Origin of the sequence: Flagellimonas pacifica (assembly GCF_900215465.1) — a bacterium.
Taxonomy (GTDB): domain Bacteria; phylum Bacteroidota; class Bacteroidia; order Flavobacteriales; family Flavobacteriaceae; genus Flagellimonas; species Flagellimonas pacifica.
Genome location: NZ_OBEH01000002.1, coordinates 145,105 through 166,859, shown reverse-complemented (window position 1 = coordinate 166,859; position 21,755 = coordinate 145,105). Strand labels below are relative to the sequence as shown.

Below are 21,755 nucleotides of genomic sequence, written 5' to 3'. Positions count from 1 at the left end.
TTCTTAGTTGTTATATGACCGTTGTTTTTATTTTCTTCCAGATTCTTAAGAGCAGTGCTCCGAAAATTACCGTGATGACTGTAGCAAGTGTAGCTGGAGCTATTTTACCATATATCCAATATCCAGTGGCAAAAAGAGCACTATAGATAAATATGCAGCCCACCAACATGGCAACGATTCCCATGGGCACACTCCATTTTTCTTTACCCTCAAAGTGAATGTTCCTTGCTTTATAATGATTGACTATTTTTCGCCAACCGGGACCTCCAGGTTGGGTCCTTTTGTAAAAATCGTACAATACCTTATTGCTTTCCGGCTTTGTGATGAATGTAAAAAACAACCAGATTACGGTAGTGATGGCTACGATAATGGGAAGTTTTGACCAATTTGGCAGCATCCCCAAAGTTTCAGAATTACCGAACAAGGTTTCCCCAATTGGGGTTAGATTGAACAAAATACTAATAATGGCAGCCGAGAACATTACAGAGATTTCACTCCAAGAATTTATTCGCCACCAAAACCATCTAAGTATGTAGACCAAACCTGTTCCGGCACCAAACTCCAATAAAATATCAAAAAGCTGTTTAGCATTATTCAGTGAAAGAGCGACAATTGCACTAAGTAGCATAAGTATTAAGGTGGAAAGCCTACCTACAAATACCATTCGTTTTTCTGAGGCATCTTGCCGTATGTATTGTTTGTAAAAGTCGTTGACCAAATAGGACGACCCCCAGTTCAGCTGTGTAGAAATAGTGGACATATAAGCTGCCCCCAAAGAAGCCAGCACAAGACCTAAAAGACCTGGTGGTAGTTTGGTCAACATTGCGGAATAGGCCAAGTCGTGACCCAATTTGTCTTGCGGTACATTGGGAAACGCTTCTTGAATACTTGCCAAATCAGGAAACACCACCAAAGAAGTCAATGCAACTATTATCCATGGCCAAGGGCGAAGCGCATAATGCATAATGTTAAAGAAAAAGGTAGAGGCTATGGCATGGTTCGAATTTTTTGTGGCCAACATACGTTGTGCTATGTAACCACCGCCGCCTGGTTCTGCCCCAGGATACCAGGAACTCCACCATTGTACGGCCAATGGAATTACCAAAAGTGTAATTATTGCATTTGTATCATTTAATTCTGGAATAAGTGATAGTTTGTCTACCACATTCTTATTTTCCATAAGCGATTTCATACCGCCAACCTCTGGAAGATTGACTAAATAATAGGCAGCACCAAAAGCACCTCCCATGGCCACAAAAAATAGCAGAAAATCAGTATAAACGACTCCTTTGAACCCACCAGCTGCAGAGAAAATAACTGTAACAATCCCCCCTATCAAAATTGTTTGGATTGGGGAAAGTCCCAACATTATTCCTCCAATCTTTATAGCTGCCAAATTCACCGCGGCCAATGTGATAATGTTAAAAAAAAGCCCCAAATAAACAGATCTAAAACCCCTAAGAAACTTAGCGGGCTTTCCGCCGTATCGCAATTCATAGAATTCCATATCCGTAAGGACGTTCGACTTTCGCCAAAGTTTCGCATAGATGAATACTGTTGAAAGACCGGTCAAAAGGAAAGCCCACCAGACCCAATTACCAGAAACCCCATTGGTCCGAACGATATCCGTAACCAGATTGGGTGTATCGGTTGAAAAGGTTGTGGCCACCATCGAAATACCCAAAAGCCACCAAGGCATTGACCTCCCCGATAGAAAATACTCCGCACTGCTTTTACCTGCACTTTTAGAAACGTATAGGCCTATTCCAAGGGTGATGCTAAAAAATCCAATAATTATGACCAAATCTCCTGTACTCAGCGATACCATGTTTATTGATTTAATAATGAGCCTTCATAAAATTCTATGGTTTCCTTCAACGCATTTTCCATACTATACTTAGGTTCGAATCCCAAGGCCTGATACTTCGCAACGTTGGCCCTAGAATGTTTTACATCACCTGCACGTTCAGGTTTAAAAATGATTTTGGAGTTTGAGTTGGTCAAGTCGACTATCTTTTTTGCCAAGTCAAGAATTGTGGTACTGTTACCTAAGGCTACATTATATACACTTTCACCATTTTCCATGGCAAATAAATTTGCTGCCGCAACATCCTTTACATAAACAAAATCCCTGGTTTGTTGCCCGTCCCCATATATCACTAGGGGTTCGTTCAACAATGCTTTTTGGATAAAGATGGGAACTGCCGCGGCATAGGCAGAGTTTGGATTTTGTCGAGGCCCAAAAACGTTGAAATAGCGTAACGAAGCGGTTGGTACGCTCCATTGATCCTGATACATTTTCAAATAGTATTCCCCATCCAATTTGGTCACCGCATAGGGCGTAAGTGGCTCTGGATACATATCCTCAGACTTGGGGAGTTTTGGATTGTTCCCATAAACTGCAGCTGAGCTTGACAATACCACTTTACAGTTGTTGTTGCGTTTCGCTGCTTCCAGCACATTTAATGTTCCATTCGTATTGATATTGATACATTCATCTATCTTTTGCAATGACTCCGGTACGCTGACCAAAGCGGCCAGATGAAATATTCCCTTGGCCCCATCGGTCAATCTATTAAGAAGTCCTTTTTCCAAAATATCACCATGTACAAACTCTACTTTGAGCGATTCCAGGTTCTTTTTGGAACCGGTCCTTAAACTATCCAGGGCAATGACCTTTTTTCCCTGTTCCGCCAATGCTTCAGCTATGTGGCTTCCAATAAATCCCGCTCCTCCTGTAATTACATATTTGTCCATTGTATTATAGCTTATCCCAATCCAATTGGGCAAAATTCTTTTTCAGGTATTCTTTCACTTCCACGATATCCTCCTTGGCCGTCAAGTCTGGGACATGTTCTGAAAAGGGGATTCCTTTTGCCGTCCGGGGAAAATCATTTAGCATGTTCAAAAAGGCTGTTGGCAATTCTTTTTCGTTTCGCTCGGGGTGTATGGGGCAATCTTTTAGATAAGGGTACATTTTCTCACCGTCGAACTTAAATGCATTCATGCTCACCCTGAGTTTCCCAAGTGCGTCCCTATTACTTTCGATCTCTTCTTCCGTTGGCTTTTCTATAATATCCAATAGATAGCCTTCTTTATCCAATTTGGTGACAGCAAATCTTGAGATTCGCTCCGATGGGAACTGCATGGCATCACGGTCATAGGCTATAAAAGCGTTCGCACATGAATTCTCGCGGAGGGCCCGAAACGCTTCGACCGAATAGAGGTTGTCACTGTTACAAACTGAATAGCTCGTACCATTTAGTTCTGGATACTGTTCAACGGCTTGGTAGAGGGCATCCGCTGTACCAAAAGGCTTCTCACGGCCATTGGGCACATATTGTGTCGCAAAGGAAATATTCAATCCATGAAAATCATTGTCCCTGGCACTACTGCCGTAAAAATCTTTGAATAGCTTCCCTTGCTCACCGATGACAATGTATATGTTTTTATACCCCGCCCTTTTTGCATTGTAAAGAACATAATCGAGCATAGGCCGCCCATCTTGCCCCACTCCAATCAATCCTTTGCTTCTTTCATTGGCCTGTTTAATTTCTTCCTGACTCAGTTTGCCCTCACTTTGGGTGGCCTTTTTCATCCTTGATGAGGCCCCACCAGCGAGAACTACTAAATTTGAATGATTTTCCATATTCTTTTTATTTCGATTGAATAATTCTTGCCCCTGGGTCTACCTGAACCATATAGGCATCCTTTGCCCCAGAGTTTTTTAAGGCATCAATGACTTTATTCTGCTCTCCCTCTCTGGCCAGGACCACTATACTGCCTCCTCGACCGGACCCGACAATCTTCGCCCCGAGAGCTCCGGCGGTCAGTGCACCATCGATCATATCGTCAATTGGTGGGACCGTAATGTTCAGGTAATTCTTCAAAACGTCATGATGTTGGTTCATTAGGTCACCTATTCTCTGAAAATTCCATTCAGCTTTTCTAAATTCCAATAATGCCTGTTTTGTGATATGATGATTAAGTACTGCTGCATCTAGATAAATCTTGAGGTTATCATCCACATAGTTTCTGAACTTCGGCAATTCTGCTTTGTTTACCTTACGTATATCAAACCCGGTAAGGTTTCTCTTGATAGAATGAATTGCCAACAAGGCCCTTTCCTTCAGTTCACCCAACACTCCTGTTGTGTCCTTGGGTATCCCGGATTCTGCAACTATAAGACCGGGTATCTTTCCCTTAAAAAGTTCCATGGCATTACTGTCATCTGTCTGCATGTACATAATATTCCCCATGCCAATACTGTATTGATCCATTTTTCCACCAGGAGCTCCATGAAACGTCACTTCAGCTCTGTGTGCTATTTTGGAAAGGAATTCTTTGGTCAAAGGATGATTGCAGCCATAGGCAACAACCAAAAACTGAATCCATGCTAGTACCACGGCACTGGAACTGGAAGTCCCTGCATTAATGGCCACATTTCCAGATATCTCTATGTCGTAACCATGTGAGGGGATACACCCGTACTCTTTTAAGACTGCTATGGCTGCTAATAAATGATCCCCCTTTTTAACTGTGTAAGTTGAGTTTTTTAAATCTATTGTTCTCTTTTCTCCGATATCGGGCTTATTGATTATGAGCTCCATGCCATTATTCTTTTTAGCCTTCAAATCAATACATCGATTTATGGCACATGCAATGACCGGTAGGCCCAAATAATCTTGATGGTCTCCAAAAAGACATGTTCTTCCTGGAGCTTTGGTCACTATTCTTTCCAATATTTTTTCTGTGTACAAAATCTCTTTTTGACTTTAAGTTTCGACCAATAGACCCCTAGTTTTTGGGGCCAATTTCCAAATTCGGATGCAATATAATAAAAAATGTGTACGATAACGCAAAAATAATGTTATCGTTAACGCAAATTGATATTCTTTTTTAATACTTTAGCTCAAGGGATGAAAAAAAAATACGCGATAAAGGATATTGCCGAAAAGTCCGGGGTCTCCATTGGTACCGTGGATAGGGTTCTTCATAATAGAGGAAGAGTCTCAAAAAAGACTGTTCAAAAAGTCAAAAAAGTACTTGAGGAATTAGACTACGCGCCGAATCCTATTGCCCGTTCACTCAAGAGTAACAAGGTCTACAAGATTTGTACCCTTGTTCCCGATCCCAAAAAGGATTCGTACTGGGAACCTTGCAAAATAGGAATGATAGATACCGTAAGGGAATTTAAAGGTTTTGACGTGGAAATCAGTCTAGAATTTTTTGACCCTTCAAAACCACGTTCGTTTACTATGGCCGGAAATAAATTGCTGAATGAAAATTTGGATGCATTGGTTTTCGTACCCCTTTTTGATAAGGAAAGTGAACGGTTGCTGAAAAAATTGGATAAGAAAGGGGTTTTCTCTGCAACTTTTAATAGTCCACCCCGAAAACAGGTTTATCAACACGTGGGGCAGGATTTGTTCCTTAGTGGAAGGGTCGCGGCCAAACTCATCAATAACTTGAGTCCAGTAGCATCCAAAATAGCGATAGTGCATATTGATGAGGCTTTTAACAATGCGCTGCATATGCAGGAAAAAGAAAATGGCTTTAGGGATTTCTTTTGTGCCAAGGTAGACCAAAAGGACATTTTGACCCTAACTTTTAAGACGGAAGAAATTGCTCAAGGTCTGGGGGATACCTTGAAAACACATCCCGATTTGGATGCTTTTTTTGTGACCACATCGAAGACCTTTGAGGTTGTAAAGGCTTTGGATAAAATAGAGAAGAAGGGCAAGATAGTGGGATATGACCTTTTACCACAGAACATTGAATGCCTTAAAAAGGGTACCATAGAATTTCTTATCCACCAAGCACCCAAATTACAGGCTTCGTTGAGCTTAAAAAATATTATAGAGCGCTTAATGTTTGGAAAGGATTTTCAAAGTCAACAGCTCTTACCTATAGAAATTGTCAATTCAGAGAACGTGAAGAGCTATATATAGCCTAGTAGCGGACTCATTCCAATATTAGAGTTCCAAAAGCAGTAGGCACATGAAAATCGGGCTGCACGGTCTCTGGGTCTATCCAAGTAACCCACTCGATTATAGGGTCTTCATTGGATTCCGCCCCCAATGAGAAACAGTCCGCCCTGAAAATTCCTGCTCGAAGAATTCCTTCTTTTAACACTCCTAACTCCTGAAGTGATTGTAGGCTTAAAGTCAGCTCTACACAATACGCCATTTTGCCTAGGTTGACCTTGATATAAAAATGTTCCTGCGGCCAGTACCAATTCATATCGAACTTTCTGTAATGAGAGGCCAAATAATCCAATACCCCGCCGTTCGGGGCCACCTCAAGACAATAATACTTTTTCAAATCGGAATCACAACTGAAGAAAATTTCCACCCTATCTCCTTTGGCAACCTCTTGTTTGTCCTTCGATGTTGGTGAAGTAAGGATATGGTCATCGATTACGTCATATTTTAGATATAAATTTTTCGAGTCATAAAGAGCTTTAAATTCAGTCCCTTTTTCCAAAGTATTCTCCCATGGACGTTCAAAGTCGTTTAATACTATTGCATTTTCCCATTCGGTTGGTAACAGAAAGCGGTTATTACTCACCCCTTGGGGTTGTAATTTCTTGACTGAATAAGTCTTCTTAGATGGTAAGTCAGGAGTCATTTGTATCAAGAGAGTAAATAGTAGCAAATAACAGAGGATAAATTTAGATATAGAGGTCAATATTTAGTTACCCATCAATCTTGATTGGTTCATGGCATCTGCCTCAACCATTCTGCGGATAAGATTATTGAAAATAGTATCCTTGCTCTGTGATCTATTGATTCTATAGCAAAACTCGTTGAAATAGCGGTTCAAGTTCCCTTCGCTTACCCACGAGTAAGTAGTTCTTATCCAAGACTTAACTTGATGGATCATGGTATGGAGTGCTTTGAAATTTAGACCGTTGTTGCTTTCGATCTGGGTAATATCGTATGCTTTTGCGATAGGCCTGTACCCCCTCCATTTATCGGTGGTCACCTTAGCTTCCCTACTGATATGGTTTACGAAAATATACTGGAGCGATTCTGCCGAGAAATCCTCTATACGCATGGCATACATGCGTTTGATCTTACCGTCTTCCGTGAGTTGGACCGCTATAGCCGCTTTCTTTTTCTTGCTATCGTAACTCCTACCGGTCTTGCCTTCATCCTTACCGCCCAAGACAAATTCGTCTACATGCACCTTACCATCCATAGGGTGGTTGCCACTGGATGCCATAGCTTCCCTGACCTTGTGCATAAAAAGGCGGGCGGTGGTTTCGGTGACCCCATAGCGTACCGCCATATAACTGGCAGACAGGCTCTTGGTACTGGTCGCCATCTCAAAACAAATGAAAAAGGCCTTCCTGACCCCAAACTTCACCTTGTGGAACAATGTACCCGCAGTTGCGGATTCAATGTGGCTGCAAACATTGCACTTTCTTCCAAAATCCTTTAGAGACTGATAGGCATTATGGTTACAACGGCTACACTTATATGTAGTCTTTGCCTTAATTTCTGCTAAATACTCCTTGCAATCTAAGTCCGTTTTGAACCGATCGGAGAACTCTAGAAAATTTTGCCCCTTGAAAACGTCCATATTTAAACACTTTTATTGACAATAAAGATAGGTAATTAGCTAGTGAGCTCTATTTAGATATTACAATGTTCGAAAACTCCATAAAGACCCGATAGTTTTACCGCCATTTCCGTCAAGCACTTCTATTTTCCAGTAGTAGGTTTGACCAGATTCCAATTCATCTATGATAATCGTATTCTCTGTTTGCCCTTCAGTTATATTATTAGGTGGATTCCCCAACCCAAAAAATACATTGTAGCCCAAAACATCATTATCTACATCATTAGCAGACCATCTCAGTTCCACTGAACTTTCGTTTATTTCACTTGCGTTTACGGGAAATACCTGACTTGGGGCAAAGGGCAAGTGATTTTGTTCCCCGTCACCTTCGGTATAAAACTGCCATATAGTGGAATATTCACTTTCGCCACCTTTCGTATCTTTTGCTCTTACCCTCCAATAGTGGGCCTCTCCCTTTTCAAGGGTGATTTCTTGATCGGTATCGTTGGTACTTGACGTATGTACAATGTTCGTGAATTGATTGTCAGTGGCCACCTGGACCTCATAGGTGATTACATCTGAATCCAAATCGGTCGATGCTTCCCAATCAAATTGGAGCACGTTATCAATACAGAGCATGTTGTTAATCGGAAATACCAATGCTGGTGCGGATGGCGCACTGTTTTCCTGTGGTGGTGGCAGCGGATCATCCCCACCACTACTGCTACATGAAATCATAATCATACTGATGGACAATATCATAAATATTCCTCTTAATACCATCTTTCTGCTTCTTATTTCACATCTCTTCATAATGATTCTTTATTGCTTCACAATTTTTATTGGCGTTTCCATTTGATTTTCCAATCTCAAAAAGTATACTCCCGATGGAAGTGCCGACACGGACAAATTCGCCACATTCCGTACAAGTTCAAGTTCTTTGGAAAGTACATGTTGTCCATTCAAGTTGATTACATCAATGCCAACAGTTTTTTTTCCATGTTGCGGAACAACAATTTGAACCATATCAAATGTTGGGTTTGGAAAAGCAATGACTTTTGCCAGTACGTTTATGGTACGAAGAATACTTCCTTCGCATTGCTTATCAGTCTCCAAGGAAAGGATATCGCCATGCTGAACCTCTACTTCAAAAGTGTTGGCCAAGGTTATTCCCACTATCTCATCATTCTTTTTAATGGTAAATGGTGCACTGCCCGATTCAATCTGTAAGCTGGCGATGGTTTTTCCCTGAAATTGGGACACCACCGCTTTTGCCGATAAAGTAGCTGCATCTGCTATTATGGCTTCAAAACATTGCTCAAAGGTGGGTTCCTCATCCGAAGTAATACAGAATTGATAAGTTTCCGGTTTTAAATTCTCAACACTCAAGGAAGTTGAAAATTCATATTCAGTACCATCAATAGAAACTTTAAAATCGAACGATTCTGCAGAAGTAATCTCAATTTTGCCATTGTCCTTATCCTGACAGGTTTCCCCTGTTGTCTTTATGGTGAAATTGTCATTGGCGAGATTGAATGGCTTTTTTTTTATCTCTATGTCAAAATCAGTTGTGCCTGAAAAACTCAATACTCCGCATGGAGCTGGTTCATCCAACCAAGCATCCCTTAATCGAATACGCATCCTAGTAGTTCCCAGGATAGCATCACTTGGTACTTGAACCGAAACAGACTTGCTCGTGGTATTCTCACAGGATTGGAAGATGTCATTGTTGTAGACATTTTCCCCGTCATCTTCAAAGTCGTTGTCATTGTTCCAGTCTATCCATATTCTGGTACGCGCACAACCAGAGGTGCTAGCATTTTCCAAATTCAAGGTAAACGAACCTCCCGTCTCCACATCAATTTTTGATTCTGTATGGTATTCGTATCCTTCAAACGGGAAACCGCCAGAACTAAAATCGATATTTGATGTAATTCCTCCCTCGGTGGTCAGCCCATCAACATAATATTCCAAAAAATCATCCCCCTTGGCTTCACAATAGGGGTCTTGTAGCACAACTTCCAAATCAAAATCAACAGTACCTGATTTGGTTGTGTCGCCGCAAGGTTGAGGGGCTTCTTCACTGGACTCTCTTACCTGTACCCTGACTCTTTTTGTTCCAAGATCGATTCCGGATGGAACCGACGAGGAAATGTCATAAGAAATATTGTTGTCACAACTATTTTGTGCCCCTCCCATAAAAACCAGCTCTCCCGCATCTTCAAAATCCTCATCACCATTCCAGTCTATCCACACTGTGGTCCTGGCACAATTCGATGCTGCCGAGTTTTGTATCTGTAAGCTAAAGTCTTGGCCAGGGAATAAACTTAGTTTTGTGTTAAAATGGTGTTCATATCCTGATACGGGAAACTGCGTTGTGGAAAAATCAATATCCTCGGTACCTCCTGAGGAAGTTACTTTCTCCACATAATAATAATCCTCAGCATCTCCAGCAACCCTACAGTATGAAAACTCACCCAATGCAAGGGCGCTAATCGAATTTTGTGCATCGATGACCAATGTTTCCGCAATACCCCCACTTGTAGCCCCAAATTTGTCGACCCTTAGATTCAATGCGGCCAAAATCTCTTGATCATAAGGGTCAGAAGAACTTTCCAATTGGGTTCTTACAATTTTCAACTTTTGGTAGTCTTGGATACCCTCTCTAAGCATTATCAAACGAAGACTTGGCAAATAATCGATAGGCGTACTGTTTGAAGTACGATATACCATCGCAAAATCCCCAGCAGTATGGGCGCCATCACGTGCATCAAAAGGGTCTGTCAATCTCCAATTGTCGAATGCCCAGCGCAGATATCCATTAAGATTTTCCTTTGAAGCGTGCCATCCCATCCATACCATCTCAGCCAAACTATTCTCGGGGGTAACATAACTATTGGGGTGGGTTTGGGTACAACTTGTATAAAAAGTAGTGATTTTTCCCGTTCGCCCATTGGAGGATGATGTACCTAAGATTCCTGAAGCGTCATATAGTTTGTCGCTATTTGTAGAGGATAAAGCACTGGTATGTGCTATTCCTATTTTCCAAGTATTGTCATTTCCATTGACCATGCTAAAAACAGCATCCAGTTTGTTTTGCTCCACTTCATCTAAATACAGTACCGTAATATCAAACCAACCTTTACTATCCAAAAAGATTTTGAACGCTGTTAAGAAATCATCCCATCGCTCGTTATAAACCGCAGATCCTAGTGGTGCATCTAAGTCTACCATACTATTGGTGGCCTCATCCCAATGGGGTATTATATCTTCAAACCAACCTACTGGAGAAAAACAATCAATTTGTCCACTGATACCCCAAGACATCAATGCTTCGACATACTTTTCGAATGCTGTAAAGTCATACTCCCAAGTACCATCTATCTTTTTTATCCAACGTATCATAGAGGGAGCTCCGAGGCCACCTTCCTTGATATGCGCCGCAATTGCCTTTTGTCCTGCATCCGCCAGCAAACGATATGCAGGTTCGAACAATGCAAAGTGTTCATCTGACCAAATGGCTATAGGTGCCCCTGGATTCTCGGCGTTATATTTATCAAGTATGTTCACCGGAAATTGCCACAAGTCAAGATGGAAATCCCAATCAGGTCTATCGGGCAAGGTATAATCGACCACTTCAAGAGTGACATCGAAAACCAAGGGTTCTGCTCCCCCATTTACGGTAAACGTACCAGAATAACTTCCGATAGGTGTTGTTGCAGGAACATCTATGGTAATCCATAATTTGATAGGATCGGAAGCAGGTAAATCAACTATTTGCTGTGTTCCTAAGGCATCTATTATTTCTATTGTTGCAGGACGGCTCGGATATTCTCCACAACTTCTTGCTTCAGGATCCCCTTTGATATATTGTCCAAAACGCAAATGAACATTAGAATTACTGATTATATCCGTTCCATTGGACAAATCACTAATTACATATGAAAGTCCGTCAATATTCGAATCACTCCAAAGAATCACCTGTGATTGCAAACGATCTCCTTTCCACGCCACTGTGTTCAAATTTTGGGTCGGAGTGCCCAAAAAGCTCTCATTCTTTTGGTATCTCTTAAATTTGGAGGTAAACGACCCTTGTAGCTCTTGGCCTAAAACGGCACCTTGGGCAATCAGCATAGTCAACCATGAAGCGACTATATTTAATATTATCTTTCTGTTTTTCATAGCTATTTATTATCACTGTTACCCAGAAGAATGTTCCGGGCATTGACGAAATCATCAATCTCTTTGAACCGCCCATCTTCATCTTGGGTGGCATACGTTATTGACTTTTTTAAATCATTGATTGGTATTTTATTTTTTTTCTTGATGACATTAAAAAACTCGACATCTTCAATTCCCTCCTTGAGCAACTCCCATCGTATGGAAGATATCGGGCCTTGTTTTCCAGGGTACACATAATAATCATCACCTTGTATATAGTTAAACACGGGGTTTTTGAACGGGTCTTTATCAGGCCAACTGTTGTAGGCCCAACGCAAATAGCCATCAACATTTAACTTTAAGGTCAACCAGGGTATCAACCGTGATTCAATGGCTGGCGAGTAAGAAAACGTATTTGGATGTGCCGGATCTCCACACAGATACCAAGTTGTTGTTTTTCTGGATTGTTTCCGTTCTAATAATACCTGTCCTATAGGCTTCTCTTTGTTGTATTGAGGCTTGAAATGGGGGTAAAATATTGACATAGCATTAGCCATATCAGATGTATGCGGTTTGCCAGCAATGGAAAAACGGTTTAAAAAATCTGGAGCGCCCTCCTTTACTATTTTTAGAATCGATGCTATCACATGTTTCGGACTTTCGTCAAAACTTAGATATGTTTTTTCAAACCAGCCTTTTTCCTTTAAATGTTTCTCAAAATCCTTTAAAAATTGAATCCATAATAATTCATATTCCCTGTCGGACTGGTCAAATGCCGTTTCGATCATTTCTTTTTTCGCATTATCAAAATAGGTGACGTAACGTTTACCCTCCCACTCAAAAGGAGTCAGGGAAAATACATCTATGCGCTCGCTCAGCCCTGTTTTCAATGCTAAATCGACATAAGTATCAAACACCGAATAATCGTATGTCCATGTATTTGCCTCCATTAGGTTCCATTGAATCATTGGTGCATATCCAATACCCGTCTGGGAACGCTTTTTACCATTTAACCAATCTATTTGCCATGGGTCATGCGTTATGGTCGTGGTTATGGTCTTTGCGCCCCTTGACACCAAGTCTTGCATATATTTTTCAATCAATATCCAATGCTCTTCAGTCCACAGCTGCACCTGATGTGCAACCGCTATCGCATTAGGATTCAGCCACAAATCCAAGAAGAACTCGTAGTCTTCTGCGTCTGGAATTTGATTGTTGGAAACGTCAATGGCAATAGGAATTACCTTGGTAGAAAATTCCTTCGTCTCTATACTTATTGTTCCTCTATAGATTCCACTTTTCACATTTTTTGGGACAAAAAATGTAAACCAAATGGGCTGTGCCCGATATGCTGGAACATACACTTTTGACATTTCCATTAACGGGTCTGCAACCAAATCGGGAGCACCAAATCCGAAAACCTCCGGTCCAAAAATTTCTTCAGGTTTGCCTGTCCATGACAGTTCACTACGTGCTCTATGAACAGGGACATATTTAGCATATCTTACTTTTACATTATCCGCAGAAATTTTATCTCCATAATCTGATATAAAATCACCTACCATAACAGTCAAATCCTCAATATGCTGTTTTGCAGCGACCGCTATTTGAGCGGAAACTTGTTCATTTTTTAAAGCTGAGATTTTGTGCTGAAGAGTATCCTCAATTAATTTTATATCATATCTGCTCAAATCAAAAACAGAACTGTCCAACCGAGCTTGCGAATATTGAACTGGAAACCTAGGTACACGAATTAATGAAGATGTTTCTAACTTTCCGGTTGGAATCCATAAGTTCAAGGAATCTGAAGGTAAGCTGTTAGAGACTTCGAACTGAAGCCATTCCGGGATGGTTTCGAGATTATCCATGGATACCTTGTCATCCAATAAAAACTTATCTTTTTTAACATCACCTTTGTTAAAACTACAGGAAACTATGAATATCAACGCCCATATTGCAACACAATATTTCATCTTCTAGTTTGTATGGTTTTTGGATAAAAGCAGAATTCTGAGTTTTCTTTGTTTAAAAATATCCCATGGTTTTCCTCAAATCCCTCGTTCAGTTATTTCTAGCAATCTTTTCGTTTCGCAAACTTAATTGCATTGATTATCGACTATATTTTTAGTTTAAAATAAGAATAACGGGAATCCCCGTATGGTTACATTATCCTAATTCTACTGACTAATCATTAGACACTAGCGGCCCAGCGTTTTTATCCCTTTCTATTAGCAGTGATCGAGACATGTATAAATCCTCTACAGTTTTATACCTTCCATCTTCATTCCTGGTTGCAAATTCAATAGCTTTATTGAGTGACTCTATTGAAACTTTGCCTTTTTGTTTTACTACCCAATAAAGTTCATAATCCTCTATTCCTTCTTTTAACAGCTCCCATCTAATGCTCGAAATAGGCCCTTCCTTCCCAGGATAAACATAATAGTCATCCCCTTGATTATGCCTAAAAACTGGATTTTTAAAAGGGTCTTTGGTCCAATTATTATAGGACCACCTTAAATAACCATCTGTATTATACTTCAGGGCCAACCATGGTATCAACTGAGATTCTACTGCGGGTGAATATGTCAGGGCATTAGGATGCGCTGGTTCTGCACATAAATAAAATGTAGTCCTTTTGTCTTGGCCCGTCCTATTACCAATAGTGGGAATAACAGGTACTACCGCTTTATGTTCTAGGGGTTGTTCAGGAAAAAACATATAAGAAATGGACAAATTAGTTGCATAAGAAGTTCCTCCTGGGTGTCCTGCAATCATAATTCTATCCAAAAACTCCGGGGCCGTTTTCTCGATGGTCGACAATAGAATCTTCATATCCTCTTCAGGTTTTTCATCGAAGCCCAAAAAAGTGCGTTCCATTAAATCTTTGGAAATAAGGTGTTCCTTAAAACTTGAAAGAAACTTAATCCAAAGACTCTCAAACATATCATCATGGATATCCAATTCTAAATCTTTGAACAAATTATCTTTTTTGTCCAAAAAGTGTATTTTTTGCTTGGTATCTTTGAAGGGAGCCATAGAAAATGCATTTATATCCCCGTCTATTCCATAATGCATAGCCAAAGCAACATATTTATCAAATACCTTGTAATCAAACTTCCATTCACCGTTTTCACTTCTAATCCATTCAACCATACTATGGTACCCATATTCTATCTGAGAACGTGTTGAATTGCCAATCCAGGGTTTTAACCAAGGCTCATGCGTTATTGTTGTTGCAAGATTTCTTCCTCCCCTAGACGCATAATCTTTTAGGTGTTTTGATATCATCTCCCAATGTGATTCCGACCAAAGTGGCAATTCATAATACTCAGCAATTACACTTGGGTTCAACCAAAGATCAAGATGGAATTTGTAATCTTTAGAATCAGGAATTTCTTGATCATTGACAATCAATTTAAGCTTGTATTTCCTGTCGGCATATTGATCACTAGACAATGTAATGGCTCCTTCATACTCGCCTTGTTCTGTGTTCTTTGGTATTTTTAGGGTGAACCATATTGGCTGTGCTCTATAGGCCGGCACATCTATTGCTTTCATTTCCATTAGTGCATCCCCAACTATATCAGGTGCCATATTACCCGATACCCCTTCCCCAATAATATTTTCCAATTTCGGTGACCAATCATACTCACTTCTAGCCCTTTGTATTGGAAGGTACTTTACATATCTAACCTGAAAGTTCTTTTGACTAATAACGTTTCCATTTGTAGCTATTAAATCACTAACGGCAATACTCAACCCCGTAATGTCATTTTTTGAACCAAGGGCAATTTGAGCAGAAATCTGTTCATTTTTAACTGCTTCCAATGTTAATTCAGTTTCATCGGCTAGATTAGAAATTTGGAAATCCCTAAGCGCTACATTTTTAATTAATTCCGTATCTAAGTATTTCCGTGGAAATCGCGGGACTCTAATCAATGAAGATGTCTGAAAATTTCCAGTGGGCACCCAAACATTTAGACTATCTAGGTCAAAAACCTCATCCACATTCAGTTTAAGCCATTCAGGTACATGTGAAATGTCATCCATCCTAATTTCACTACTTACAAGTCCATCATTCCTTTGTTTTTTTGAACACCCTAAGTTTATTAAAATGACTACTGCCAAAACCACTCTAACTCTATCAAATAATTTTAACATCCTTTATACGTTTTTCTTTTCTTCAAAAAAAGTGCTTTATTATTAGTGGCAAGTGTGTGCTTTTTACAAAAAAAGGGGGGTATATTGGTAATACTCTAGTTTTGCTAAACCAATAGATACTATTTTTGACTCTATCTACAGCATGTTAGTATCTTAAAACTCGATTTATCTGCCTTTCTCGTGACAACTAGCAATCTCTCAATAAAGAAGTTTCAACTGACAACCACCATTGCTGTTTGTTGTGCATTTTTTGTATTATGGCAGAAACACTTAAATGTTTGATTAAATTCAACAGGAGTTCGGCTTTTGATTAGACCGAACCCTGTCTATTTTTCCTAAGAAAGTATTTAATTAGACTTTTCGAATACTGCCGTTTACAAAGGAAATTCCATGAAACAATTGCACCTTATCAAAGACCTAAAGTTTAAGTGAGAATTTTAGATTCTTGAATCATTTAGTAGTAATTACAACCTTTTTTATGACATTGTAGTTTTCCGAACTTAACTTTAAAAAATAAATTCCTTCTGGCAAAACTGGTATTTCGATTCTTTTATTTTGCGTAAATAGTGTTTCTAAGTTCAGAACCAGTTCACCAGTTATATTAAACAGCTGAACTGAAACCTTTTTATCAATAAAGATATTTGAGCTTACGTTAAGTGTATAGTCTTTTAAAGGGTTAGGTGAAATCATTACCTCAGTTTCAATTGTAGGATTGTTATTGGCACTATCCCTTTCAAGTTTTTCAAATTCGTCCTTAGCTTCTGTAATTCTCTTTGAACTTTGACTAGAACCACATCCTTCAATAACCACATCATCGATAAATACTTCATCTCTATTATTTGAAGCGTCGCATCTAAATCGTATTCTTGTAGCTGTTGTTAGTGAGATACCGGTAATATCAAAACTCACGCTTTCTCTTTGCCCATTTGTAAAATCTGTACCACTTACCCAACTTTCAACTGTTGTATAAGTACTGCCACCATCTGTTGAAACTTGTAACCAAAAATCTTCATTATTCTCCATAGAATAAGCTATGTATGAAAAACTCACATTAACCGAGATGGAGGCACTCAAATCCAAATCATTGGTTGTCATTACAGATGTATTGGTATTATCTCGCAACAAAATAGAATAAGTTCCTGTGTTTGCATTTGACGCACTTCGTATAGCGTCACTTCCTCCACCATTCCATATGCCCCAGTTACTTTCAAAGCTTTCGTTATTAATTTCTGTGCATCCAGAACCGTTAGGGTCTGTAGCAGAAATTGAAACAATAGCTGATGTGGTTTCAGCACCTTGATTATCACTTGCTTTGGCCGTTAATTGATAATTTCCCCATGATGGTATCATCCAGTTTATACTATATGGAGAAGATGTATCAATGCCTGCTGAAGTTCCATCCACAAAGAATTCCACCTGAGTGATACTACCATCTGAATCTGTGGCGTCCGCATCAATGGTTATCTGTTGTAATGTATTATAATCAGTTCCATTGGTTGGAGAGGTAATACTTACTGATGGCGATATGTTGTTACTACTAACTACCTCAATATCAAAGTCTACACTTGCTGTATGGTTATTAATACCACAAGGTGTAGGCTCTGGTTGCCAAGCATCCCTAAGTTGCATTCTCATTCTCTTAACACCAATGGAGTTTGTAGGTACATTAACAGGAATATTATAGTCTATTGGACTGGCACAACCTTGGAAAACCCCTGCACTATGAATTTCCTCACCAGCATCATCAAAATCACCATCCTCATTCCAATCAATCCATAACTTAAATCTAGCACAACTTGATGCGGAAGAAGTGGTTATATTAATTGTAAAAGACGAACCTTCATCAACAACCGCTCTTGAATCCACATGATAATCATAACCTCCATTTGGAAAATCAAAAACAGAATAGCTAATATTACTACTACCTCCTGTTGTGGTTAACTGTTGTACATAATAGCTCTCAAACGTTCCTCCCCCTACTAAACAATGAATATCATATGCTCTATTTGTAGATACGACATTGTTCCATACACCAGAGATTTGCCACGATAGTTTAATATCCAATAATCGACCATCATTGGGCAGATTATCCACGAAGGTAGAAAGTGTTGATGAGGTTAAAGTTTGATCATAATGGACCGTAGTGCCGCCTCCAAAATTTTCACTTGTCACCTCTAGCCTCCAATTATCTACAGCTGTATTATTGTTTGTCCAACTAATAGTACTACTTGTGCTTGTTAGATTCTCGTCAGTAGAAGGCGATAGTATCATAGGAGGACATCCCAATGACAGATTATCTATAACCTCAATATTAAAATCTGTTGTACCCGATACTGCGTCAGCAACACAAGCCTCTGGTAAAGCCTGGTAAGCATCTCTTACCTGTACACGCATACGTGTTGTTCCAAGCACAGCATTTGATGGTACGGTTACTATCGCATTATACCCTAATTGATTTGCACAAGAATTAGCAATTCCTGAGGTAAAAATTTCTTCGCCAGGGTCAGAAAAATCATTATCCTGATTCCAATCCACCCAAATCGTGGTTCTTGCACATCCAGAAGATGCCGAATTTTCCAAATCAATATTAAAACTACTATTTCTATTGGCTGTTGCAACGGTTTGTGTATGATGCTCGTATCCTTTTAAAGGCACGTAAGTTGTTTCAAAATCAATATTCCCATTACAAGAATCAGTCGATAATTTTTTTACATAATAAATCTGATTATAATCTGTTTGAACCGAACAATAGGTATCCAATATAGAAATATCAAAGTCTGTGGTAGATGAATTTGATACATTCCCACATGATATGGGTTCAGGATCGTTAGAGTCACGAACCTGCACACGCATTCTATTTAATCCAACAAAAGCGTCAATAGGGACGGTTACATTAAAAGTATTACTAGTAGCATTGCCGCATGAAGCTGCTAATCCAGCATTTAAAATTTCTTCTCCTGCATCGTCAAAATCATCATCATTATTCCAATCAATCCATACTTTTGTTCTGGCACAATTCGAGCCTGTCGAGTTTTCAATCGTCAATGAGAATATTGATCCCACTACTGCTTGAATTTTTCCGGATGTATGTCTGGAATACCCTCCAGGATAGCTGCCACTCCAATAGCTAATATTCTCTGAAGCTCCCGTAGTATTTACCCATTGGGTATAGGCAGTACCTGTTGCCTCACCATTAACTGTACAATAAGTAAAAGTTCCTTTCACAATATCATTTAGTAATGCTTCCCCTTGGGAAACCAATGCTTCTGAACCTGGGCCACTCGCTGTACCAAACTGGTCTATTTTATCATTCAATGCTTGTAATGCTTCTTGATCAATAGGGTCGGTTGACCCTTCCAATTCGGATTTAAGAACCTGTATTTTTTCAAAATCTTGAATCCCGTTTCTTAGATGCTCTAATTGATAGCTTGAATAAGCTTCTGCTGAAAGATTATTTGAACTTCTATATACCAATGAATTGTCACCAGCAGTATTGGTGCCATCTCTTGCATCCAGTGGATCATTTAATGTCCAGTAATCCAAAGCCCACCTCAAATAACCACTCAGATTTTGACTAGCTACATGCCATGCCATCCAATTCATCTCTCCTGGGTTACTATCCGGCGTCACATAATTATTAGGAATTGTTTGGGCACAGCTTGTATAAAACGTGGATATTTTATTGGTTCTACCCACACTACTAGCTGTTCCTAAATTCCCAGACATATCATACATAGCATCATTGATCTGTTGTGAAGGTGGATCAAAAAACGAAAGCCCAATCTTCCAATTAGCATGGTTTGATGTTATCATCTCTATAACATCCAGCAATTCGCTTTCATGAATTTCATCCAAAAAGAGTACTGATTTGTCAAACCAACCTTTACTATCCAAATGCACTTTAAATGCAGAGAGAAAATGATCCCAGCGTGTATCGTATATAGCAGAAGCAACTGGAGCACTCAATTCTTTATCGGTATCTGTGGCTTCGTCATAATAAGGTATTACATCTCCGTTCCATCCTACTGGTGAAAAACAATTTATTTGTTTTGAAATGCCCAAGGAAGTAAGAAGGTCTACATACTTATCAAATGCAGTAAAATCATATTCCCAAGTCCCATTGGTCTTCAATGTCCATTTAACCATGCTGGGTTGCCCTTGCCCGCCTTCTTTTATATGAGCAGAGATAACCTTTTGTCCTGCATCTGCTAACAACTCATAATACGGCTGAAACATATCAAAATGAGCTTGAGACCAAATATCAATTTCATTTCCCGGATGATTATCGTTATAGTGCTTCAAAATTTGATATGGATACTGCCATATATCTAAATGAAAGTTCCAATTGGCTTGATCGGGCAATGTTTTATTGAGAACTTCAATATTTAAATTAAAAGTAACCTGATCTGTACCTCCTTGTATTACTTTAATTGTGCCCGAATAATTTCCAGCTACTGAATTAGAAGGTATATTTAATCTCATCCAAATTTTTGTTGGATTGCCGGCGTCTAGTGTAGATTGGTGCATAAAAGACAATGCATCAGCTATCTCAACCTCTTCTGTCCGTTGTGACGGATAACTGCTACAGGCTCTTGCTTCCATATCGCCCTTTACATCTTTACTAAATAAAAGTGTTGCATTTGAGGCAGGAATTGTATTTGTTCCATCGCTGAAATCGCTTACTACATAAGTTAGATTACTTTGATTTGAAGAACTCCAGATTATCATCTGTGTGTACATACGTTCTCCTTTCCAAGCTATTTCATTATCAGTCAATGTTGCAGTACCACTAAAGTTTTCGCCTTTTACATAGCGTTTAAATTTGCTCTCAAATGAGCCCTGTATCGACTGTCCTTGCCCGATAAAGCAAAAAAAGTTCAAACAAACAAAAAGTATAAGCTTCATGCCCATACATTTTTTTTTATCACGCCTTACTAGTTGAGTAATTTTATTCATAAAAAGTTGTTTATAAATCCTGACTTATCAAATCTTATATTAAACACTTGATTTTTAGGTGTGTATAATCTGAAACTTTGGTGGGTGGATTCGTATATAGAAATTCCAGACCATTTCACGTCAAAATATTATTGTACTCTGTATCGTAAATTAAAAAAGAGTGAGGCTTGATTTTATATGAAAGAATCTGAAAAGTAAAAACAAGAATTGTATAATTCGAAAACAATAAAGAAAGTAGATTGGAATGTATGATACGGCAAGAAAAATACAATTCTCTATGAGAATAATATGAGTTAATTTTGAGGTTGTATGTATATCAACATTTGTTCATGTAATACCAACGTAATCGCTTATTACCACAAAACCTCCCGCACAACGCCACTACTAAATCCACCTACTATAAACAATTTTCTTCAGCAAAAGTTATATGGGAAACATCATAGTTAAAACCATCCCTGGTTGTTGCGACTTCTGTAAACCCAATTTGAGATTAACCTGAAATGAATCCAAATAAAACTTATACGTTTAAATTTCGAATGCCCTTTGAGGTAATTGAATTTAAGTACCTATCAAGTACCCCGAGCAAAAAAAAACCCATTTTTATAATTGGACTTTTCCGTACCGAAGGAGGGACTCGAACCCTCACGCCTTATCAGCAATGGATTTTGAATCCTCTTCATTCCTTTTATGACTAAGTCACCCTGCTAATTGAATAAGTACAAAATCAATACAGTTCAGATTATCCTGAATTTAAGTTTGAGAACATCTCGGTTCTAGGACAAATCAGGCACATATCTGGCACAAAACTGAAAAGTTACAATTAGCAGTTCGGTTGAGGACTATAAATTAAAGTGACAAACAAAGGAAGAAAAGCTACAATGAAAGAAAATAAAAAAAGGGCATACCTGCTG

Annotated in this window: 12 protein-coding genes; 1 reads left to right on the top strand and 11 read right to left on the bottom strand. The window is 39.2% G+C overall.

Going from position 1 to position 21,755, the window contains the following annotated elements:
* Positions 1-10: 10 nt before the first annotated feature.
* From CRO15_RS06490 to CRO15_RS06475, 4 genes are read right to left on the bottom strand one after another with little or no spacing between them, the layout of a single operon-like run.
* Positions 11-1,828 (bottom strand): sodium:solute symporter family protein, encoded by a 1,818-nt coding sequence (locus CRO15_RS06490; RefSeq protein ID WP_097045004.1) that lies wholly within the window; start codon positions 1,826-1,828, stop codon positions 11-13.
* A gap of 2 nt (positions 1,829-1,830) precedes the next feature.
* Complete coding sequence (locus CRO15_RS06485; protein ID WP_097045003.1) at positions 1,831-2,757, bottom strand: SDR family NAD(P)-dependent oxidoreductase; 927 nt, start codon at positions 2,755-2,757, stop codon at positions 1,831-1,833.
* A gap of 4 nt (positions 2,758-2,761) precedes the next feature.
* Positions 2,762-3,649 carry a sugar phosphate nucleotidyltransferase gene (locus CRO15_RS06480; RefSeq protein WP_097045002.1) on the bottom strand — a complete coding sequence of 296 codons (888 nt, stop codon included), beginning with the start codon at positions 3,647-3,649 and terminating at the stop codon, positions 2,762-2,764.
* 7 nt (positions 3,650-3,656) lie between these two features.
* Positions 3,657-4,760 carry a mevalonate kinase family protein gene (locus CRO15_RS06475; protein ID WP_243396919.1) on the bottom strand — a complete coding sequence of 368 codons (1,104 nt, stop codon included), beginning with the start codon at positions 4,758-4,760 and terminating at the stop codon, positions 3,657-3,659.
* A 159-nt stretch (positions 4,761-4,919) separates the two neighbouring features.
* On the opposite strand from CRO15_RS06475, the gene CRO15_RS06470 reads away from it, so the two are divergent.
* Positions 4,920-5,951, top strand: coding sequence for a substrate-binding domain-containing protein (locus tag CRO15_RS06470; protein ID WP_097045001.1), 1,032 nt, complete (start codon positions 4,920-4,922; stop codon positions 5,949-5,951).
* 13 nt (positions 5,952-5,964) lie between these two features.
* On the opposite strand, the gene CRO15_RS06465 is transcribed toward CRO15_RS06470, so the two are convergent.
* The 7 genes from CRO15_RS06465 to CRO15_RS06435 form a co-directional block, all read right to left on the bottom strand.
* Positions 5,965-6,570: a carbohydrate-binding family 9-like protein gene (locus CRO15_RS06465; RefSeq protein ID WP_165769925.1), complete on the bottom strand. Its 606-nt coding sequence runs from the start codon at positions 6,568-6,570 to the stop codon at positions 5,965-5,967.
* Positions 6,571-6,693: 123 nt separating this feature from the next.
* Positions 6,694-7,587, bottom strand: a complete 894-nt coding sequence (locus tag CRO15_RS06460; protein WP_097044999.1) for an IS1595 family transposase — start codon at positions 7,585-7,587, stop codon at positions 6,694-6,696.
* Positions 7,588-7,647: 60 nt separating this feature from the next.
* Positions 7,648-8,379, bottom strand: a complete 732-nt coding sequence (locus CRO15_RS06455; RefSeq protein WP_097044998.1) for a fibronectin type III domain-containing protein — start codon at positions 8,377-8,379, stop codon at positions 7,648-7,650.
* 9 nt (positions 8,380-8,388) lie between these two features.
* The gene (locus CRO15_RS06450) at positions 8,389-11,748 is read right to left on the bottom strand and encodes a glycoside hydrolase domain-containing protein (protein WP_097044997.1); all 3,360 of its coding nucleotides are present in this window, start codon (positions 11,746-11,748) and stop codon (positions 8,389-8,391) included.
* Positions 11,749-11,750: 2 nt separating this feature from the next.
* Entirely contained in the window at positions 11,751-13,700 is a 1,950-nt protein-coding gene (locus CRO15_RS06445) for a DUF4091 domain-containing protein (RefSeq protein ID WP_097044996.1), read from the bottom strand.
* Positions 13,701-13,911: 211 nt separating this feature from the next.
* Positions 13,912-15,888 (bottom strand): DUF4091 domain-containing protein, encoded by a 1,977-nt coding sequence (locus CRO15_RS06440; protein WP_097044995.1) that lies wholly within the window; start codon positions 15,886-15,888, stop codon positions 13,912-13,914.
* A 450-nt stretch (positions 15,889-16,338) separates the two neighbouring features.
* On the bottom strand, positions 16,339-20,793 hold the full coding sequence (locus CRO15_RS06435) for a glycoside hydrolase domain-containing protein (protein WP_165769924.1): 4,455 nt from the start codon (positions 20,791-20,793) through the stop codon (positions 16,339-16,341).
* Positions 20,794-21,755: the final 962 nt, after the last annotated feature.

Coding starts and splice junctions, on each gene's coding strand:
- CRO15_RS06490 (WP_097045004.1), bottom strand. CDS start 1,828: ATGGTATCGCTGAGTACAGGAGATTTGGTCATAATTATTGGATTTTTT.
- CRO15_RS06485 (WP_097045003.1), bottom strand. CDS start 2,757: ATGGACAAATATGTAATTACAGGAGGAGCGGGATTTATTGGAAGCCAC.
- CRO15_RS06480 (WP_097045002.1), bottom strand. CDS start 3,649: ATGGAAAATCATTCAAATTTAGTAGTTCTCGCTGGTGGGGCCTCATCA.
- CRO15_RS06470 (WP_097045001.1), top strand. CDS start 4,920: ATGAAAAAAAAATACGCGATAAAGGATATTGCCGAAAAGTCCGGGGTC.
- CRO15_RS06460 (WP_097044999.1), bottom strand. CDS start 7,587: ATGGACGTTTTCAAGGGGCAAAATTTTCTAGAGTTCTCCGATCGGTTC.
- CRO15_RS06455 (WP_097044998.1), bottom strand. CDS start 8,379: ATGAAGAGATGTGAAATAAGAAGCAGAAAGATGGTATTAAGAGGAATA.
- CRO15_RS06450 (WP_097044997.1), bottom strand. CDS start 11,748: ATGAAAAACAGAAAGATAATATTAAATATAGTCGCTTCATGGTTGACT.
- CRO15_RS06445 (WP_097044996.1), bottom strand. CDS start 13,700: ATGAAATATTGTGTTGCAATATGGGCGTTGATATTCATAGTTTCCTGT.
- CRO15_RS06440 (WP_097044995.1), bottom strand. CDS start 15,888: ATGTTAAAATTATTTGATAGAGTTAGAGTGGTTTTGGCAGTAGTCATT.
- CRO15_RS06435 (WP_165769924.1), bottom strand. CDS start 20,793: ATGAAGCTTATACTTTTTGTTTGTTTGAACTTTTTTTGCTTTATCGGG.